The sequence below is a fragment of the Loigolactobacillus bifermentans DSM 20003 genome (assembly GCF_001434575.1).
GTDB classification, from domain to species: Bacteria; Bacillota; Bacilli; order Lactobacillales; family Lactobacillaceae; genus Loigolactobacillus; species Loigolactobacillus bifermentans.
This window is the reverse complement of sequence record NZ_AZDA01000046.1, coordinates 98,649-118,853: the sequence shown is the minus strand read 5'-3', so window position 1 is coordinate 118,853 and position 20,205 is coordinate 98,649. Positions and strand designations below refer to the sequence as shown.

Sequence of the window (20,205 nt, the reverse complement as noted above, 5' to 3'; positions counted from 1 at the left end):
AGCTTTTTTGGTTGCTAGCGAGGCACGGTTAATTGGCCGTTTTGCAGGCGATAGACTTGATCACAGATTGCCAACGTGCTTTGACGGTGGGTGACGATCAGGACAGTGCCAGCGTAGTGTTGTTTAACGGCTGCAAGAATCATTGCTTCATTCAGAACGTCTAAATTACTGGTTGGTTCATCTAAAATAAGGACATCACTGGGGTGGAGAAACGCTCGAGCGAGTTCCAACCGCTGCATTTCACCAGCCGATAGGTTTTCAACGTCGGCGCCAATAGTCGTGTCCAATTGGTGTGGTAAGCCTTGAACGAATTCGGTGAGGTGGACCCAATCTAATACCGTCCACAGTTGTTGATCTGTAAAGTTGGCTTTGCGTAATGTTAGGTTTTCCCGCAGTGACCCACTAAAGATTTGCGCCATTTGTGGCACATAGTTCATGGTTTTATGAATTGTGGTCAGTTGATACGTCTCGATGCCGGCTTGATTCAAAGTGAGCTGTCCTGTAGTAGGCGCGTACCAGCGCATTAACAATTTGACAATGGTACTTTTACCTTCACCACTGGTGCCGATAATCCCAATCCGTTGTCCCGTCTTAAATTGGAAATTTAAAGCGTTTAAAATCATTTGATCAGGTCGGGTTGGATATTGAAAGGTGACTTGGTCAAAGTGACCTTGCTGGACGGTGGTTAAAGGGGCCCCCGTCAATTGCGCTGCAACGGCAGGCGTTTCATCTAGTAAATCAAATAAATGTTGGGCTGCCAGTAAGCCCCCGGATAAGGAGCCCGGCAAAGTCGCCAATGCCAAAACGCGCCCAAATGTAAAGGGAAACAGCAATAACCACATTAACGGGAGTTGTTGTAAAACGACAACCAGGTCGAAAATGAACAAGTAACCGACTAAGATCAGTTGCATGAGACCAGCTTGCTGGTCCTGCCGAATCATTTTTTGTCGATTGGCTTGCCAGTAGGCTGTTGTGGCTTGGTCTAATTTAGCACGTTGTTGCGTGATGGCTTGATATTGTTGTAATTCAAATTTACCATGCACTGTTTCACTTGCCAAACGTTGGTGGCGTTGGTCGGCTTGACCAAATGCAAGCGCAGGTTGTTGCATGCGACGTTGCTGCCATAGTGGTAATAGACCACCAATGGTGAGATAAGCCAGCAAGGCAATCAAACCAAGACTAGGGGCAACTCGCCAGAATAGCCAAACTTGTAAAATCGAGACCAGTACCGCAATCACAATGGGGGATAGGGTATGGGCGTAGAAAATTTCGATTTGTTCAATGTCTTGTGCAATAAGTTTTAAAAGATCACTACTCCGTTTATGATCAAGTTTTGCTGGCGCTAAGGTGATGATTTTTTGATAAACTTGATTGCGAAAACGGGATAATAATTTAAAGGCGACTAAATGTCCTAGGTACTGTTCACCGAAACGGGCAAATCCACCAACAAGGGCCAAGACGCCTAATCCCAGCCAGGGAGTGCGGGTAAAGCCGTGGGTTAACGCCGTAAACCCTAACCCGAGAATGCCGAGTTGGAGCATAGTGGCCAAGACACCTACAAGAATACTGGCACTTAAAATCATATTTAAACGGCCAGCGTTTTTTAATAAGCGTTTGAGCATTAGCCGTGCACCTCCTTTAATAATGCTGCTTGTTCGTCAAGAAGCGCCTGAAAAGCAGGCACCTGTTGCGCCAACTGTTGTGGTGTTCCGTAAGTCAAATGGCCTTGGTCGATCAAATAGCAAGCTGGTAATTGTTCAATATCGGCTAAACGGTGTGTGATCAAGAGCATCAGTTTTGTTTGGGCCAATTTTTGAATGGCCGCTAAAATAACGTCAGCATTTTCCACATCAATATTTGCTGTGATCTCGTCGAATAAATAAACAGCTTTATCAGCAAGAATGGCCCGCGCGACAGCGACTTGTTGCCGCTGACCTTGCGACAGTTGTGCGCCATTTTCACCAACTTGCGTTTGAAACTGGTTCGGTAGCGCCAGTACAAATTGACACAGACCAAGGTCTGCCAAGCGTGCTTGCCAATTATCAGGATGCGACACACCTAACAGTAAATTGTGTTCGATGGTATCGTCAAATAAAACCGTATCTGGCCCAAGGTAGGCAATCGTTTGCCACCAGTCTAACTGCGCAATCGCCGCTAACGGTTGGTCATCAACCGTTAGCGTACCACGTAACAGCGGCAGTTGCTGCAGCAATGTTTTGGCCAATGTGCTCTTACCGCTGCCACTGGTACCTGCTAAGCCCACCAAGTGACCGCGTGTTAAGGTGAAGTCGACGTCAGTTAATAAAGGGGCTTCATAGCCAACAGTACCGGACAATTGGATCTTGTGAGGGGTTAAGGCTTGACCAGTTGTTGTAGTGGTAACTGTTAGCGGCTGATCGAGCAGCTGAAATAAATGACTGACCTTGGGTAATAGTGAAATGAAAATATGAATAAAATAGCCAAATTTACGAAAATCGATCAACCATAAACAAACGAGGGTACTGATCAAGACTGCGTGCGGCAGGGTCAATGTCCCTTGTTGAATGGCCTGACCTTGTGCCATGACAAACCAGCCTAAAGCACCATAGAGAAAAAAGTCCATAATGGTCAGGGTTTGGAGTTGATAACTGAGCACACCCATCGTTTTTTGCCGAAAGTTTTCAGAATCTGTGGCAAAATCCTTGGCATAGCGCTGTTGGCGATTGTACATGATCAAGGTTTTCATCCCATTAAAATCTGCTAAAAAGCGTTCACCCATTTGATTAAAACTATCGATATAAGCCATGTTCTTTTTGTTGCCCATTCCTTGAAGCATGCCCATCCCAGCACCAACGGCTAAAATACCGAATAAGGGGATCAATACGGTAATCGGATGGTACCAAATGATCGCTACCACCATCATCACACCGGTTAAAATCAATTGTAAGGTGGTGGGAATAATGGTGTCATACAGCACGCTAAGCCGTTTGATCGTGCCGAGATCTTGATGGATCACCGTCATGGTTTGTTGCTGACTAGGGCCAGTTTGAGCTAAATAGTAATCAAAAAATTGTGTTTGTAACTCAGTACTGGCAGCGTGGGCCCAACGGTCACTCAGGCGTGATGCCAGCAAGCCTTGATATAAAAGGACCAGCACCACTTGAACGACCAGCAACGTGACCCAAAATTGGGACCACTGGTGATTTGTGTAGCGCAAGGTCAGTGTGACTAAAATCGTTAAAACAAGTAGTTCACTGAGCCACTGGCCTAGAACCTGTAAATAAGTGCGCCAGCGCTGTTGTTGGCCTAACTGCCATAAGCGTTTTAACAAGCTAAAAACTTCCTTTCATCTATCTCAATCACGTCCTTAAAATCAGACGGTTTAAAAGTGTCAAACAAGGGACTTCATTAAGTTATAATTTTCCCATTCGCGGTTACGAATGTCAATTTAACCTGAAAGCGGTGCCGACTGTCAAGCTGTAACGGTTAGGCGCGATCAACTGCTGGTCGCAGGCAATCAAAACGTGATGCTCGTTGACTTTAGGACTGTGGTTATCGTCGTCATTTTCAGTCGGTGCTATAGTAAGGAACGCATAATGAATAGCTAACGGCTGTTCATTTAAGGGCTGACTACCAAGATTAGGCAGTTCATCACGTTGGGTCTATTTTGGCGTGCCGTATGCAACGCTGCTAATAAATTCAGATAAACCTTGACTAACGCATCAATAAGTTATAACATTTTGGATAAATCGAAGAGGTTGCAACTGCTATCAGTCCGCTGATCGAGTTTCTGTGAAAACAACGACATTGGCCAAAAGGCGCAGTTGCCGAAGCGGCATCGCTCACAGGCGATGCTTAGCTGGGACGTGATTCAATAAATCACGGACTGTCGCAGGTACCATACTTGCGGGGCGCTATCGAAAATGAAACCGATCATCTATATTATCGATAATTTTTGGCGGATTCTTTTGTTTAGCGACGATTAAACAAAAGAGTCCTTTTTTAGTGGCTGAGATTTTAAAAGATAACGTGGCCCGAACGTTATCGTTGGTAAGACGCTTGATTTTAAAGGGTGAGCAATCATGATCAGCGGGCTTGACCAATCGTGTTCCAATGGGTATTGTAGTGAAAAGAAACTGAAAATGGGGGATTTGTTATGACGGAAAAGTTAAAGGTTGGCGTAATTGGTGCAACAGGTATGGTGGGGCAACGGTTCATTATGTTGTTGGCAGATCATCCTTGGTTTAACGTGGTGGCCGTCGCTGCCAGTGCCCACAGTGCCGGGAAAACCTACGCTGAGGCAGTTAACGGACGTTGGAAAATGGAAGGCACTGTGCCTGAAAAAATTAAGGGTATGGTCATCCAAGATGCCAGCAAAGTCGCCGAGATCTCAGCACAAGTGGACTTCATTTTCTCTGCCATCAGCTTGGATAAAGCTGCCACACGGGCGTTAGAAGAAGAATATGCCAAAGCAGAAACACCGGTGGTTTCCAATAACAGTGCCCATCGTTGGACACCAGATGTGCCCATGGTGGTACCTGAAATCAACCCAGAGCATACCGATGTGATCAAGTATCAGCGGGAACGGTTAGGCACGAAGCACGGTTTTATTGCGGTTAAGCCAAACTGCTCCATTCAAAGTTATACGCCAGCGTTGTCTGCTTGGCGTCAATTTGAGCCCTATGAAGTGATCGCATCAACTTACCAGGCCATTTCAGGCGCAGGTAAAACCTTTAAAGACTGGCCCGAGATGGTGGGCAATGTGATTCCTTATATTGCAGGTGAAGAAGAAAAGTCGGAACAAGAACCATTGAAGATCTGGGGGCATGTGGACGCTGACAAAAAGGCAATCGTGCCAGCTGATGATACGGTGATCACCAGTCAATGTATCCGAGTCCCAATTTTATACGGGCATACTGCCACGGCTTTTGTGAAGTTCCATAAAAACCCAACGAAGCAACAATTAATTGATGCTTTGGAAAATTATAGTGGTGAACCGCAACGTTTAGGCTTGCCAAGTGCACCCAAGCAATTTATTCAATATATGCAAGCAGATGATCGGCCACAAGTTGCCAAGGACGTTAATTTTGAACATGGTATGGGTGTGTCCATTGGTCGTTTACGGGAAGATAAAATTTACGACTGGAAGTTTGTCGGATTGTCCCACAATACCGCTCGTGGCGCCGCTGGTGGTTCTGTAGAATTCGCAGAATTATTAAAGGCCCAAGGCTATCTAACTCAAAAATAAGGATTTTCAAAGGCTGGGCAATTGCTCGGTCTTTTTTTGATTGACAAAGTCGTGAAAAACGGGGCAAAATGGCACTGTACTTATTTTAAGTAAGAGGTGGCTGAAACCATGACATTTGACGAACCCTATCAATTTGCAAACGGCGTCACATTACGCAACCGTGTAATGATGTCGCCAATGACAACCTTACAAAGTTTCTTTGATGGCACGATTACCAAAGACGAACTGGCCTATTATGCCTTACGTTCTCAAGGCGTTGGTGCAGTGATCACCGGTGCGGCTAACGTACAAGCCAGCGGTAAAGGCTGGCCAGGTGAGCTTAGCATTGCCAGTGATGATAAATTACCCGAGCTGACTCAATTGGCCAGTGCGATTCAAAATGGCGGTGCCAAAGCCATTATTCAAATCTTTCATGGTGGGCGGATGAGCGAACCAGCGGCTTTAGCCGATCGGTTACCAGAAGCCCCCAGTGCGATTGCGGCCCAGCATCATGATGGCACTCAAAAAACGGGTGTGCCACGTGAAATGACAACGGCTGATGTTCAGGCCACTGTGGCGGCATTTGGTGAGGCCACGCGGCGGGCCATTCAGGCTGGATTTGATGGTATTGAACTGCACGGTGCCAATACATACCTATTCCAACAATTCTTCTCACCACAGTCCAACCATCGAACCGATCAATATGGTGGTGGCTTGGCGCAGCGCTATACCTTTATCCAGGAAGTACTAGAGGCTGTTTTTGCGGCGGTGAAGCAGTATGCTACAGCGCCATTTATTGTGGGGTACCGTTTCTCACCGGAAGAATTCACCACACCAGGGATCACATTTGCAGATACCTTGTATTTAATCGATCAGTTGGTTCAAACACCGCTGGATTACGTGCATGTCTCCTTAAATGAATATGATCGTGTTGCGCAATCAGCCGATTATCAGGCGCAATCTATTTTGGCTTACTTACAAACCGCGATTGCTGGTCGCAAAGCGCTGGTTGGCGTAGGGGGTGTACGCACCCGGGCAGATGCCAATCACGTTTTAGCGCATGCCGATTTAGTGGCTGTTGGACAACAGTTATTGGTGGATCCATTCTGGGTTCAAAAATTATTGGCCCAGCATGATGACGCCATTGTGACCACGGATTTTGAAACGGCAATTGACGATATTGATTTCACCACACCGCTGTATGATTTCTTAGTAGCACGTTATCGTTCGACACCGAACATGTAACGGCTGAGCACCAAAAAACCTTCAAAGGGTCAGACCTTTGAAGGTTTTTTGAATGCAATTTTTAACGCGCGTCAGCTTTAACGGCTTTTTTGTTTGCTGTGGCGTCAACTGCTACAGGGCTATTTTTTTGAACGGCGCCTAAGACAGCACGGGCAATTGGCCCGACGATCAATAATTGTAATGGTAAGGCCATGATGATGTTGAAGGCCCAGGTGTGTAAGTAGGTCAGGGCCAAATTGCCATCAAAGTTGTGGGTGACGATCATCCCAAACGCAGACATACAAGTGACCATTCCAAGCACCATTAAAACAGAGATCCAGATGCCAATAATGGCTTGATGGGCCTTCATGACAGGCTTGAAAATATATTTGAAAAAGATGCCTTTCGCAATTCGACCAACCACTAACATGTCTAAAATAATGGCCACGATCAAGGCCAATGGATAGCCTTTTAAGACTTCTAAAACGTAACCGTTACTAAAACCGTCACTTAAAGCCACGTTGTAACCGGCCATCACAAACACCATTAAACCAGCCATGATCAGGGTAAAAATAATTTCTTCTTTAAAATTTCTTGGCACAATAAAACTCCTTTAAATGATTAGATTTGCGGGAGGTAGCATTTCATACGGACCCAGATGTGGTCACGCCTGTGCCACAATGCTTATCAGCATAGCATAAAAATTTGTTCGGCGTAAGTTTTTTCTGAAACTAATTGCCATTAAAGGTCGTTACGCACCATTTGGCGATGTTGGCGATATTGAACGGCTAAATTCAAACCAGCAGCAATGAGCATCAAAATTAATGACAATAACATAATGTTGTGCAAGCCGGTGTGTAAGATCTGCCGCATTTGTGGAATTAAATGTGGTGGTAAATGTTTCAAATTCGTGGCATCACTCAATTGGTTCATCATTTGCATGGTGATTTTACCGTGGGATTGGGTTACACCATGGCGAATAGCCGCATTCATGAGTAAGGCAAACACGGAAGCCGTAAAGGTTTGACTGAGCATGCGAATTAAAAAACTAAAGGAGGTGGCAATGGGCACGTCTTGTTCGGCGGCATCTTGCTGGACTTTGACTTGTAATTCATTAAAACAAGCGCCATTGCCGAAGCCTTCAAACATCCCTGCAACTAATAGGATCCAGTAAGGCGCGTGTGCGTCAACCAAGACTAACAAAACAAAAGCTAGGGTCAAGGTGAGAATACTCAGATTGAGCACATTTTGCGGGGACCAGTGGCGGCGAAGCGGGGCCACCATCCCAGAGCCGATAAAATCGGTAATTGAGCTGGGAATTTGCGTGGCGCCCCCAATTAAAGCCGAGGTCCCTAGCAAGCCTTGGGCCCACATCGGACTGTAAATCAGAAAACCCATGAAGGCGCCCCAAATTAAGGTAAATAACAGGAAATCCATGACTAAATCAAGGTTTTTAAATAAACGGCGGGGAATGATCGGATCGTTAACGTGACCTTCGACCCGAATCAAAGTCCCTAGGCAGACGACGGCGATCCCAAAGGCCAGTGCCACTTGGTGAACGCTGGCACTGCCTAAGTTTTCGATGCCAATCAATAGGCTGATCAAGCCACAAGCCATTAAAATGGCACCGAGATAATCCACTTTTTTAGTCACAGCTACGTGTTGGGCCGGGTAATAAATCTGGACTAATAAGGCGGACAATAGTCCAATTGGGACGTTTAGGTAGAATACCCAGTGCCAACTAAAAGTATCGACAATGTAACCGCCGACTAAAGGTCCAATAATCGTGGCCATGCTATAACTGGCCGAAACAAACCCCAGCACTTGCATGCGTTTGCGCGGGTTAGCATATAGCTGCGCGTAAATAATGTAGGGTAATGAGACAATACCGCCATTGCCAATACCAGCTACGGTGCGGGTGATGATCAAGACCCACATGTTAGGGGCTAAACCTTGTAACAAAGAGCCGATGACAAACAGTAATGCTGCCAGTTGGTAACTTTTCTTATTCCCGATATGTTCGCCTAATTTGCTCCACAAAGGCGTGCTGACAGCGGTGCCTAGCAGAAAGACGGCAACGATCCAGCCCATGAGCTCTAAGCCGTGTAAATCTGAAATAATTGCGGGTAAAGCCGTGTTAATAATGGTATTGTCCAAACCACTCATGGCGTTGGACAGTAGTAACGCACAAGTGATGATCAGGGTACGCTGTTTAGACACAAAGTTCGCTTCCTTCATTCAAAATTTCCATTTTCTATCTTACAACACAATTTTAAGAATCTTGGGTTTCTGATAAGATTTCTGAAAAAAATTAGATTTACAGCAGCCGACCGGGTGATTTGGTATAATAGGGTCACTTAAATGGAGGTGTCGTGAAATGTGGATTGCAATTGGGATTATTGTTGTGTTAGTCATTGCCTACATTATTTTTTATAATGGCTTGGTCAAGGCGCACAATCAAACGGATGAGTCTTGGAGTCAGATCGACGTTCAACTAAAGCGGCGGAATGATTTGGTGCCGAACTTGGTGTCAACGGTCAAAGGGTATGCCAAGCATGAACAGGAAACCTTACAAGCAGTGGTTGCCGCTCGGAATCAAGTGGTTGAAACCCCAAGCCAAGACCATGAAAAATTAATGGATGCGTCGAACCAATTATCCGCTTCACTGCGGAGTATTTTCGCATTATCAGAAAGTTATCCAGATTTAAAGGCCAATCAAAATTTCTTGAATTTACAAGAAGAATTAACCAATACCGAAAATAAAATTGCGTATTCGCGTCAACTGTATAATTCAACGGCTGTTTTTTTCAATAACAAGTTGGAAACTTTCCCCGGCAATGTCGTTGGCAAAGTGCATCATTTTAAGCCAGTCGACTTTTTACAAATTCCCGAAGCTGAAAAAGCCGTGCCAGAAGTGAAATTCTAGCGAGGCGCAGCATGTTATATCAACAAATTACACAAAACAAGCGTAAAACTTGGCTGGTTTTAGGCGGCTATTTATTACTCATGTTGCTGGTGGGGTGTGCGATTGGTTATGTCTTTTTCAACAGTTGGCTAGGGGGCTTATTGTTAGCGTTGATCATCACTGCAGTGTATATGTTTAGTATGGTGGGCAATGCCACCAATGTGGTGATGCGCATGAACCATGCCCAGGAAATTACCAAGGCTGATCAACCTCAGCTGTGGCACACTGTCGAAGATATGGCGCTCGTGGCCCAAGTGCCAATGCCGCGTGTTTTTATCATCGATGAAGCCAGTCCCAATGCGTTTGCTACGGGTCGTGATCCAGAGCACGCTGCAGTAGCAGCGACCACGGGTTTGTTAGAGCTGATGAATCGCGAAGAATTAGAAGGCGTTATTGGCCATGAGATCTCGCACATTCGCAACTATGATATTCGCCTGGCGACGATTGGTGCAGCGTTGGCGGCGGCAATTTCTTTGCTGGTGAATATTGGGACCCATGCGTTATGGTGGGGTGGCGGTTATCGGCGGGACAATGATCGTGATAGTAAAGATAGTAATGCGATTTTGGCGATTTTTTCGGTACTTCTGATCGTATTAGCGCCATTGGCAGCAACGTTGGCCCAAATGGCGTTGTCACGTAACCGAGAGTATTTAGCCGATGCCAGTAGCGTGGCATTGACCCGTAATCCATTAGGGCTGATCCATGCTTTAGAAAAGTTGTTAGCAGACAGCAAGCCGTTGAAAACAGCTGATCAGGCCAGTGCGGCCATGTACATTACGAATCCCTTGAAAAATACCCAACAACTTTTTGCCACACATCCGCCGATTGCAGAGCGGATTCAAAGATTAGAAAAAATGTAGTTGACAAATGAGAAAATAGGCTTATTATTAAGCTTAACATTAAGATATTCTCATAAAGACGATGCATAGAAGAGTAACAATCGCATTTGATGTTCAGGGAGTCCATGGTCACTGCAAGTGGATCATCAAGTTGGTTGCGAAGGTAATCTATAAGTTGTAGCTGCGACGTATGATGCGAAGTGGTTACTGGGATTGCGCCCATTACAGCAATGACGTATCACACTTGTCCGGACAAGTGCCGTACGTTTCAAGCTCATGACTGTGAGGTTATGAGGAATTAAGGTGGTAACGCGATTCAACGCCCTTAGCTAATTTTTAGCTAAGGGTGTTTTTTTATGGCGACGGACTTAGTGTGGGGTATCAGTTGTCGGATTCAACACGGGAGGTTTTAAAAATGGAAAAACAATTAACGAAACATCAATATTTGATTCTTGGATCACTGTTATTCGGGTTATTCTTTGGGGCAGGTAACTTAATTTTCCCAATTCATTTAGGACAATTAAGTGCGCATAACTGGGCACCGTCGGCTTTAGGGTTTTTATTATCCGCGATTTTGTTGCCACTATTGGCTATTTTAGCGATTAGTTTAACCCGTAGTAGCAGTGTTTACGATTTAGCATTACCCGTTGGCCGTAAGTTTGCACTATTTTTTCTGATTTTGATCCACGCCACCTTAGGCTTGCTGGTAGCCTCTCCACGGACGGCCACTGTGACGTATTCGATTGGCATTCAGCCATTATTGCCCAAATCACTGGATCACATGGGGTTACTGATTTTCTCATTGATTTATTTTGGAATTGCCTTTGCACTGTCCTATAATCAAAGCAAAGTCACAGATTACGTTGGAAAATTACTCAATCCGATTTTATTGATTTTATTAGCTTTTATTTTCTTAATGGCCTTTGTGATCAAAGGAGACTTACGCCAGATCAATCTTTTACCAGCTGCGACTGGTGCAACCAGTAACTTGGTCAATGGTTTTTTACAAGGATATAACACCATGGATGCGTTAGCCGGTCTCGGTTTTGGGGTGACGATTATCACGGCCTTAAAATTGTTTGGCGTTCAAAAAGCCGGTGCCCGTTCAAAAGCGGTTGCGAAGGTCGGGGCAATCAGTATGGGGTTGGAAGCTATCATATATATTTTCTTGATTGCTTTAGGCGCTGCTAGTTTAAAATACTTACACTTATCGGATAATGGTGGAACAGCCTTTACCCAGATCATGCAACATTATACTGGCTTAGCCGGCACTGCCATTTTAGGGGCGGTAACGTTCTTAGCTTGTATCACGTCTTGTATTGGGATGCTAACGTCATTGTCCCAAGATTGGGGGCGGCGTTTTCCAAAATTAGGCTATCACTTCTTCTTAACCATGACCTCAATTGGCGCTTTCTTGATTGCCAATTTCGGTTTGGATCAAATCATTTTGTATTCAACGCCGTTATTAAGTTTGATTTATCCCATTGCCATGGCGTTGATTATTTTAGGGTTACTCACCCCAGTTTTAGGAAAGCAACCGCTGATTTATCGCACCACAGTTGGTTTAACCTTGATTCCAGCCGTTTTAGACTTTATTCACACATTGCCACCTTACTTTGCGCAAATGCGGTTCTTTAGTGGCATTGATGGGTGGGCCAGCCAATACATTCCGTTTTATAAATTAGGCTTGGATTTCTTTCCATTTATGTTGATCGGATTAGTTGGCGGTTGGTTGTTGGTGCTGGCGTTAAAACGCACCACTGTGTTAGCGCAGCATTAACATGATATTTTTCAGGCCAATATGTAAAAGCAGATATTGACTTTTGACGGTTTCCGTTTGATGATAAAAGCAATTCATAAGAATGTGAGATGGTAACATGCGACGGAAAGACCGAGCAGTTGACTTTGAAAAGATTCAAACGATTATCGCCCAAGGACACGTGGCCCATATCGGCATGTTTGATGATGTATTTCCTTACGTGGTCCCTGTGAATTACGGGTATGAGTGGCAAGGGGAACAACTCGTGCTGTACATTCATGGTGCTATGAAAGGTAAGAAGCTAAGTTGTTTACAGGCCAATGGCCATGTTTGTGTGGAAGTTGATCTAGGGGCAACTTTGATATCAGCCGGTGAGCAAGCCACTGACTATTCAGCAGCGTTTCAAAGTGTGATCGGCTATGGTAACGCCGTGATCTTAACGGATCCAGCGTTGAAAGCACACGGATTAGACCTGCTGATGCAACATGAAACAGGCCGTGGTTTAGCTGATTTTAAGGCTTTGAAACCACAACAAATTCGTGGGACCAGTGTCGTTCAAATCACCTTAAAGCAATTAACTGGGAAGGCACATGCTTTGCCAACGCAAGCCTGATCAAAAAGGGCCACGAAGCGACTGAATCGTTTCGTGGCCCTTTTGATTAGTGTTGCAATAACAGTTTGATGCCGTAATAAATGTTGTAAATGTATAGCACTAGATCAATCAGTCCAGCAATCCCTAAAAGTAAGAAACTAACGCCAGCTGTGATTTGGGCATTGTTGGTAATGATGCCGTTGCCACCGATAATGATGAGACTGACTAAAACAATCACCAATGGTACAATGTGCAACAACATCGCCCGGGCGGCTTCAGCCCGAACCTCAGGCTCATTGTTATGACAAATCACCCATACGATCAGCGGAAAGAGAAATGGTGCAAATAAAATAGATAGGTAGCATAATGCACTTAAGACTTTTTTGATAAGCAGGTCCCCCTTGTTCTGTTGTGAATCGCAATTGCGTTGGTGTTGTTTTAGCTGACTTTAAGCTTACGGGAGTAAATTAAAATGTTGCAGGCCTTGAATAATGCCATTTTCTGTATTTTTACTGGTAATGTATTCGGCCCGATCTTTAGCAGCTGTAATGCCATTACCCATTGCAATTGCGTGGTCAACATATTCTAACATAGGTAGATCGTTGGTACCATCACCAAACGCATAGGTGGGAATGCCATCAAGCCCCATTTTAGCAATCAGCGTTTTGATGCCGGCTTGCTTAGACTCACCATGACGAATCGTATCCATGGCATAAGGTGAATTACGGTAAAACGTTAATTGATCGCCGTAAGGATAAATGTACCGTTTGTCATTGTTTACTGTGATCACTAGTAACATGTAAACTGGGTGTGTCAGGTAATAGTCAGGGTCTACTTTGGGATAAGGGGTGTTAAACGTATCATATTGTGCTTTGACCAAGTCGTTAAAGGTCGAAGCACGGTAGGTTTGATCATTATAGTAGGCCAAGGCATCGCCGTGGCCAGCTGTAATAGCCTTCAGTTTACCGATTAGATCAGGATCAATATCCCCGTGGTAAATGGTGGTGCCTTCGTAAACGATGAAGGCACCATTTAAGGTGATGTAGGATTTGATTTGGGTTTGGGCCAAAATCTCTTGAATTTCGTGGGGACTGCGCCCGGTGCAAATAATTGGTAAAACGTTATTTTGTTTCAACTGGCGCACGGCCTGCTGAACCTCTGGATCTAATCTTGATTGGGCATTCATCAACGTGCCATCAAGGTCAAAGAAAACAAGTGCACGATAAGTCAATTGTCAAATACTCCTCTCTTAAAGCCAAACCAAAATAACCTCGCCGCAGATTTAACGTTATTTTGGCAAAAAAGACTTGCCTCTATCAGGACAAGTGTTAAGTTAAGTGTAACAAAAGTGAGTGGATGTGACACAGTGTTTTCAGAAAACTTTATCAATGTCCAAAATGCGGTATAATAATGACTAATAAGCGATAATCAGGTGAAAGGGTGTCCGCCTTGAAAATTTTAATGATTGAAGATAATAAGTCTGTTTCAGAAATGATGAATATGTTTTTTACGAAGGAAAAATGGGAGGCTGTTTTTGCGTATGATGGCCAAGAAGCGTTGGAGATCTTCAACGCCACACCGGATGCGTTTGACATTATTACATTGGATCTCAATTTACCGGGCTTAGATGGCATGCAAGTCGCCCAAAAATTACGAGAAACCTCGAAAACAGTGCCGATCATTATGTTAACGGCGCGGGACTCTGAGTCCGATCAAGTGTTAGGTTTGGAAATGGGTGCGGATGATTATGTGACCAAACCCTTTAGTCCGATGACATTAATTGCACGGATCAAGGCCTTGCACCGGCGGGCTGAACTCAGTGAAACCTCAGAGGGGACTGCAACGCAAAATACCACTAGTGATTTTGATGTGCAAACGGATCATTTTAAGCTGAATACAAAAACCCGGGAAGCCTATTTAATGGACAAGCAGATCGAGGGATTAACACCAAAAGAATTTGATTTGCTACACACACTGGCGAAAAATCCGCGGCAAGTCTTCTCACGGGAACAATTGTTGGAATTGGTATGGGATTACCAGTATTACGGGGATGAGCGCACAGTTGATGCCCATATTAAAAAGTTACGCCAAAAAATCGAAAAGGTTGGGCCACAAGTCATTCAAACGGTTTGGGGCGTAGGGTACAAGTTTGACGACTCGGGTGTGGTTGCCTCATGAAACTGATCTATCAGCAAATGCTGGCGTTTTTTGCCGTTATTATGGCGACGTTATTGATCGTTGGTTTGTTTTTTATTCAATTTACGACACGAATGGTGTATAACAACACTTGGAATCAATTGGAAGGTTATGCGGATAGCCTGATGCAACAAGCACTAACCGTGGATAAACAAACGGCGACGTTTCACGGGTTTGAAATTAGCATGCTGAAAAATAGTGAGGCTGTTTTGTCCCAGCAAAAGGTCCATTTTGCGATTTTTAATGGGGACAATGAGATGATCTACCCACTTTTGCCAGAAAATCAAAAGCACAGTGTGACCAAAGCGGATTGGAAACGGCTGGAAAACGGTGAGCGCATTCGCCGGACGTCTGATCGGGATATTAATCGCCGGAACAATGGTGCTGAAATGACGGATGTGCTAGTGCCGTATTTCTATGATGGTAAGCTAAAAGCGGTGATCTCAGTTGGCTCACTGGTGTCGGATGTGCATGCCAATCTGGCAAAAATCGAGCATAATTTATTTATTGCGTTGCTGATTTCCAGTGTTGCGGCCATTATTCTGAGTTACATTTTAGCCAGGTATCAAATTTTGCGGATCAATCGCTTACGAGGCGCCGTGCATAAGGTGGCGCGGGGCGACTTTGATATTCATCTGGAAACGAAGCAACATGATGAAATTGATGACCTGGCGGAAGACTTTAACAGCATGGCTCAGTCGTTGCAAGCATCGCAAGCTGAAATTAAGCGCCAGGAAGAACGCCGGCGCCAATTTATGGCGGATGCCGCTCACGAAATGCGCACACCGCTTACCACGATCAATGGGTTATTGGAAGGTCTGCAATATGATGCCATTCCAGAGGAGATGCGCGGTAAAAGTATTGAGTTAATGCAAAATGAAACCAAACGGTTGATTCGAATTGTAAATGAAAATTTGGATTACGAAAAGATTCGGACCAATCAGATCACCTTATCTAAACGGCATTTTAATGCAACGGAAGCACTGGAAAATATTAAAATGCAGCTGACGAAGAAAGCCCAAGAGGCCGATGATAAGCTGATCATTCAGTCTCAGCCAGATGTGATGGTTTACGCTGATTACGATCGGTTTGTCCAGATCATGTTTAACATTATGCAAAATTCAATTCAGTTTACCCAAAAGGGCACCATTACAGTCACCGCGAAAACGGGTTTCCATGAGACGATTTTAACGGTTCAAGATACTGGGATTGGGATGTCTGAGGCCCAAGTGAAGAATATTTGGGAACGCTATTACAAAGCAGATCCATCTCGTAAAAATACCAAGTATGGTGAATCTGGCCTTGGCTTGGCAATCGTTCATCAGTTGATTCAGTTACATCATGGTCAAATCGAGGTTCAAAGCCAAGAAAATAAAGGCACCACTTTCAAATTGGTTTTCCCGGATGATGCACCAGCTACTGAAACGACACCAACAAAATAAGCATTGGCGCTGCCTTACGGCGGCCCAATGCTTATTATTTTTTGGTTTTAATTTTAAAACTGGGAATTTCATCTAAACGGTCTTGTGGATTGGCCGATAAAAGGTCTTGATTAGCAGTTAAAACAATAATCGTTGCCTTGGTATCCCTTAAAGTAGCGGTTAGGCGTGTGATGATCTCGCGCACGACTTCTGGCTGCAGGTGGTCGAGGATCATGTTGACCAGAATCACACTTTTACGACCTACGATCTGGCGATAAAACTGGATGTAAAAGTGATCCAGTGGTGCCAGATCTTTTCCGGATTTTTCTAAGAAATCACGTTCAATTGCATGTTGCCCCCATTGTGGCTGCTCGTTGCGCCAAGTCATGGTATTTTCTTGGCTCATCAGAATATTTTCCTTAACGGTCAGGTAGGGCAGGACACTATTGTGATGTTGATCAATGATGCCTAAATGTTTGCTGGCGTGGTAGTGATTAAAAAGTTGCCAGTAACCATGACAAATTGTTTGGGCCTGTTTGGCTGAGGTGACCCCTAAAAAGAAAAGGCGCTCAGGTGGGAAGACTTTTTGCCATTCGTGCATGAAGTTTTGTTGGTGCTGTTTAGGGTGAAAAGAAAACAAACTGAAACACCTCATTTCTAACGAAAGACTTTACGATTTAAATACCAGTTGTAGCACAGTGCCGGCAAGTAACTTGCCGAGAAAACAATCAAGCAGCCACGCCATAATAAGGCAAGCAAATAACGATCATAATCGGCTAAGGTGCGCTGACTGGCAATGGTATCCCCAAACAGCAAGTTATGCCCATTAAAGGCAGTGATTTGATTTTTGAAAATCTGGTCAAGCTGTTGGTTCGTAATATGTTGTTGTAACGTTTTAAGCGTTGCGGGTAATTGCTGTTGAAACACCGTTTGGTTGATTTTCTCCAACACTTTTAAATAAGTCCCTTGGAAACAAATCAAAACAAGCACAACGCCTAAATAAAAAAGTAAATATAAAAAAACATTTTCTAAAGCAATTTGCCAGCTGACTAATGCAGACCCTTTACCAGCAATCTTGTACGCAATCAGTTCAGAACGACGTTTCAATAAACTAACGGTGTTAATGATAAATACGACGATCCCAAACACCAGTAAACTGTGAACAAAAATTTGCCCTGTAGTTTTGACTAACCCGGAACGAATCTGGCTCAACTGTTGTAGGGCCGGCAGTTGCTTAAGGGTTTTTCGAGGCAGGTCAATGAGGTTGAGCCGGGATTCAAACAGATTCAGCGCTACTTGCTGAAAATCGCGAATAATTAGGGTACTCAAACTAAACAGCAAAAATAGGGTCATCATCACACCTAAAATGATTGCTGCAACGCGATGGTAGCGCAAACTAGCAAATATACGCTGAATAATCCTCATTGTCTCACCTCATCATGAAAATGATTATAGAGAAATAATTTGAAAAAAGTATGAATATCTTCGCAATAAACTGATTTAATTGCGAAGAATAATGCAAAAAGGTTCCGGCAAGCTTGAAACTGGCTTGCCAGAACCTTTTGATTATTGACCACTAAAGAAATTCGAACTGCTTTCAGTGAGGCTACTACTGCTGTCACTACTGCTACTGCTGTCATCATTAGTTGCTTTCTGATTATGGTGTTTGAGTTCAGGGGCGTCTGTATGATAATCACTGACTGTACTCTTATTACCATTTTGTGAAAATAGGCTAGTCGATTGGTTGCCGAGTTGTTTTTCGATTTCTTTGATCTTACCGAAATCGTTGTGGTAGTTGTACTTTTCAGGATTAACAGGTGTAAAGCCCGTTGGCGTATAGAAGCGCAACAGGTTTTTATTGTTGACGGTATCCGACGTTTGCAGTTCGGTTTCAACTTTTGCCTGTTCTTTTTTAATGGTGGCTTTCAACGTTGCGTCTGGGTGGGTGATAATTGCGCCATCGGCATTATTGTAAATCGTGCCATCAATCACGGTATGCGTTGGGGTGACAAAATTGTTATTCCGAAACGCCACCACTTGGTCATGCTGTTTCGAGAAGAGGTCAGTCCCAAACTGAACGTAATTTTTATTGCTAATGCCTAATAAATGTTCCAAAGTTGGCAAGACATCAATTTCACCACCGTATTGGGTTTGGATCCCGCCATTATGCTGTCCCGGGATATGGATCATAAACGGTACCCGCTGGAGTTGGGCATTGTCATAATCGTTCCAAGTGTCAGCGGTTTTGCCTAATAAAGGCGCTAAACTTAAATTATCAGTGTTTGATAAGCCATAATGATCACCATAGATGACGATCACGGAGTTTTTGTATAAGCCGGAACGCTTTAAATAATTGAAAAACTCATGGACAGACTGATCCAAGTAATGCGCAGTGGCAAAGTAATTATTAACGGCTTTGTCAGCTGTATTTGGAATTGGAAAATCGCCGTCTTCTTGATCCAATGGGAATGGGAAGTGATTGGTGACCGTAATAAACTTCGCATAAAATGGTTGTTGCAGGCGTTCCAGGTATTTTACTGAATTTGCAAATAAGAGCTTATCCTTTAGCCCGTATTGTTCTGAACGATCACCGGTGGTGTCAAAGTAGGAGGCATCAAAGAAATTTTGATACCCAAAGTTCTTATAAACATTATCCCGATTCCAGAAGCTACCAACATTACCGTGGAAAACAGCTGAGCTATAACCAGCTTGTTGGCTGAGAATGGCCGGTGCTGCTTGGAACGTATTGTCTGAACCTAAGGTTGTGAAGACGGAGCCTTGTGGTAAGCCGTAAACCCCAGTTTCCAACATATTTTCAGCATCAGAGGTTTTCCCTTGTCCCACTTGGTTAAAGAAGTTACTAAAGGCGTAGGTTTGATCATCGTGATAGAGACTGTTTAAAAATGGTGTGACGGTTTTACCATTAACTTTGTCATCAATTAAAAACTGCTGGAAACTTTCCAAATGGATGACAATGACGTTTTTTCCTTTGGCAATGCCGTAGTATTTCGGATTCGGTTTGGCATAGTGTTGGTTAATAAAATCTAACACGCTGTCCAGGTCGGAACTATCAGCCGATGCGCGCACTTGATTATTCTGAGCCGTTTTAATGGTATCGTAAACTGTAAACGCATCGATTCCTAAATATTTAACAATGTAAGTTCGATCAAAGGTCCGAGTGAGGAGTTGGGGCCGATTGGCTTCACTTAATGTTAGATCAGCCGAAAAAATTAAAACGGACAATGAAGTGATCAATAAAGGCAGCTTTTTAGGTAATGGCCGCTGATCAGGCTTGATCACCCGTGCAAGCAGTAAAATCAGTAAAATAATAATATCCAACCAGTAAAGCACGTCATGAGGGCTTGCTAAAGCGAGGGAACTGCCACTTAAGCCTTCTGAAACCTTCGAATAACCGAGCATGGTATTGACCGTCATAAAGTCCGTAAACTGACGGTAATAAATGACGTTTAGGTACAGCAAAAGTGAATTGGCACCGTCGATCACCAATAATAAGAAGTAACTGATCCAGGCCTTGCGCACATAGAGTGCGATCCCAAAAAGGAGCAACGTGGTTCCCAGCGGGTTGACCCAGAGAATAAAGTGTTGCAGTGGATCGTTAAGCCCTAGGGAAAAGTCACCATAATAGGCCAGCATGGTTTTAAGCCAAAAAAGACCGACGACTAATGCAAAAAAGCCGCCGCGTCGATTCCAGAATCTATATTTTTGATCTACTTTCAAGCTTGTACGCCCCTTAAACGAATTGGTCTTAATGTCGTTATTCTACCTATTGGGGAACGCAAAAGTCAACATATCGCGGCAGATTGGCCTTGAATCAACGCGAAGTTTAACGGTTTCTTAGCAACTTTGGTTGTCTTAAAGCAGTTGATTGAAAACGATTCCGTTTCATGGCGCTTTCTGAAAATCAGAAAAATAGACCAAAAAAATAGAAACTGTAACATTATTGTAATCTTTTCAATGAAAACGTATTAAACGGCATTTAAGC

The 20,205-nt window shown here is 44.0% G+C and carries 17 protein-coding genes and 1 riboswitch; of the genes, 8 read left to right on the top strand and 9 right to left on the bottom strand.

Features of this window, described 5'->3' with window-relative positions:
* Positions 1 to 14: 14 nt before the first annotated feature.
* Both FC07_RS07145 and FC07_RS07140 read right to left on the bottom strand, forming a co-directional pair.
* Entirely contained in the window at positions 15 to 1,622 is a 1,608-nt protein-coding gene (locus tag FC07_RS07145; protein ID WP_057904442.1) for an amino acid ABC transporter ATP-binding/permease protein, read from the bottom strand.
* Positions 1,622 to 3,310 carry an ATP-binding cassette domain-containing protein gene (locus FC07_RS07140; protein WP_057904441.1) on the bottom strand — a complete coding sequence of 563 codons (1,689 nt, stop codon included), beginning with the start codon at positions 3,308 to 3,310 and terminating at the stop codon, positions 1,622 to 1,624. The genes FC07_RS07145 and FC07_RS07140 overlap by 1 nt, the downstream gene beginning before the upstream one ends.
* A gap of 413 nt (positions 3,311 to 3,723) precedes the next feature.
* A riboswitch (Lysine riboswitch) is annotated at positions 3,724 to 3,904 on the top strand.
* Between the two features lie 231 nt (positions 3,905 to 4,135).
* Between FC07_RS07140 and asd the strand changes: the two genes are divergently transcribed.
* Both asd and FC07_RS07130 read left to right on the top strand, forming a co-directional pair.
* Positions 4,136 to 5,227, top strand: a complete 1,092-nt coding sequence (asd, locus tag FC07_RS07135) for an aspartate-semialdehyde dehydrogenase (RefSeq protein ID WP_057904440.1) — start codon at positions 4,136 to 4,138, stop codon at positions 5,225 to 5,227.
* A gap of 108 nt (positions 5,228 to 5,335) precedes the next feature.
* On the top strand, positions 5,336 to 6,451 hold the full coding sequence (locus tag FC07_RS07130) for an NADH-dependent flavin oxidoreductase (RefSeq protein ID WP_057904439.1): 1,116 nt from the start codon (positions 5,336 to 5,338) through the stop codon (positions 6,449 to 6,451).
* A 61-nt stretch (positions 6,452 to 6,512) separates the two neighbouring features.
* Here the strand turns inward: FC07_RS07130 and FC07_RS07125 are convergent, their stop codons facing one another.
* Together FC07_RS07125 and FC07_RS07120 are read right to left on the bottom strand one after the other, a co-directional pair.
* Positions 6,513 to 7,031: a DUF2798 domain-containing protein gene (locus FC07_RS07125; protein WP_057904438.1), complete on the bottom strand. Its 519-nt coding sequence runs from the start codon at positions 7,029 to 7,031 to the stop codon at positions 6,513 to 6,515.
* 140 nt (positions 7,032 to 7,171) lie between these two features.
* Complete coding sequence (locus FC07_RS07120; protein ID WP_057904511.1) at positions 7,172 to 8,596, bottom strand: MFS transporter; 1,425 nt, start codon at positions 8,594 to 8,596, stop codon at positions 7,172 to 7,174.
* Between the two features lie 211 nt (positions 8,597 to 8,807).
* Here FC07_RS07120 and FC07_RS07115 point away from each other — a divergent pair, with 211 nt between their 5' ends.
* The 4 genes from FC07_RS07115 (at position 8,808) to FC07_RS07100 (ending at position 12,606) form a co-directional block, all read left to right on the top strand.
* Positions 8,808 to 9,356, top strand: coding sequence for a LemA family protein (locus FC07_RS07115; protein ID WP_057904437.1), 549 nt, complete (start codon positions 8,808 to 8,810; stop codon positions 9,354 to 9,356).
* Between the two features lie 11 nt (positions 9,357 to 9,367).
* On the top strand, positions 9,368 to 10,255 hold the full coding sequence (gene htpX, locus FC07_RS07110) for a zinc metalloprotease HtpX (RefSeq protein WP_057904436.1): 888 nt from the start codon (positions 9,368 to 9,370) through the stop codon (positions 10,253 to 10,255).
* A 394-nt stretch (positions 10,256 to 10,649) separates the two neighbouring features.
* A complete protein-coding gene (gene brnQ / locus FC07_RS07105; protein WP_057904435.1) occupies positions 10,650 to 12,014 on the top strand; it encodes a branched-chain amino acid transport system II carrier protein in 1,365 nt (454 codons plus the stop codon).
* Between the two features lie 97 nt (positions 12,015 to 12,111).
* Positions 12,112 to 12,606, top strand: a complete 495-nt coding sequence (locus tag FC07_RS07100) for a pyridoxamine 5'-phosphate oxidase family protein (protein WP_057904434.1) — start codon at positions 12,112 to 12,114, stop codon at positions 12,604 to 12,606.
* A 46-nt stretch (positions 12,607 to 12,652) separates the two neighbouring features.
* Here FC07_RS07100 and FC07_RS07095 read toward each other — a convergent pair whose 3' ends face one another.
* Positions 12,653 to 12,973 carry a magnetosome magnetite crystal formation protein family gene (locus FC07_RS07095; RefSeq protein ID WP_268872045.1) on the bottom strand — a complete coding sequence of 107 codons (321 nt, stop codon included), beginning with the start codon at positions 12,971 to 12,973 and terminating at the stop codon, positions 12,653 to 12,655.
* A gap of 66 nt (positions 12,974 to 13,039) precedes the next feature.
* The gene (locus FC07_RS07090) at positions 13,040 to 13,816 is read right to left on the bottom strand and encodes a Cof-type HAD-IIB family hydrolase (RefSeq protein ID WP_057904432.1); all 777 of its coding nucleotides are present in this window, start codon (positions 13,814 to 13,816) and stop codon (positions 13,040 to 13,042) included.
* A 218-nt stretch (positions 13,817 to 14,034) separates the two neighbouring features.
* On the opposite strand from FC07_RS07090, the gene FC07_RS07085 reads away from it, so the two are divergent.
* Entirely contained in the window at positions 14,035 to 14,763 is a 729-nt protein-coding gene (locus tag FC07_RS07085; protein ID WP_057904431.1) for a response regulator transcription factor, read from the top strand.
* A complete protein-coding gene (locus FC07_RS07080; protein WP_057904430.1) occupies positions 14,760 to 16,223 on the top strand; it encodes a sensor histidine kinase in 1,464 nt (487 codons plus the stop codon). Before FC07_RS07085 ends, FC07_RS07080 begins: the two co-directional genes overlap by 4 nt.
* Positions 16,224 to 16,257: 34 nt before the next feature.
* Here the strand turns inward: FC07_RS07080 and FC07_RS07075 are convergent, their stop codons facing one another.
* The 3 genes from FC07_RS07075 to FC07_RS07065 form a co-directional block, all read right to left on the bottom strand.
* On the bottom strand, positions 16,258 to 16,842 hold the full coding sequence (locus tag FC07_RS07075) for a P-loop NTPase family protein (protein WP_057904429.1): 585 nt from the start codon (positions 16,840 to 16,842) through the stop codon (positions 16,258 to 16,260).
* A 17-nt stretch (positions 16,843 to 16,859) separates the two neighbouring features.
* Positions 16,860 to 17,627, bottom strand: a complete 768-nt coding sequence (locus FC07_RS07070; protein WP_057904428.1) for a hypothetical protein — start codon at positions 17,625 to 17,627, stop codon at positions 16,860 to 16,862.
* Between the two features lie 141 nt (positions 17,628 to 17,768).
* Positions 17,769 to 19,940, bottom strand: a complete 2,172-nt coding sequence (locus tag FC07_RS07065; RefSeq protein WP_057904427.1) for an LTA synthase family protein — start codon at positions 19,938 to 19,940, stop codon at positions 17,769 to 17,771.
* Positions 19,941 to 20,205: the final 265 nt, after the last annotated feature.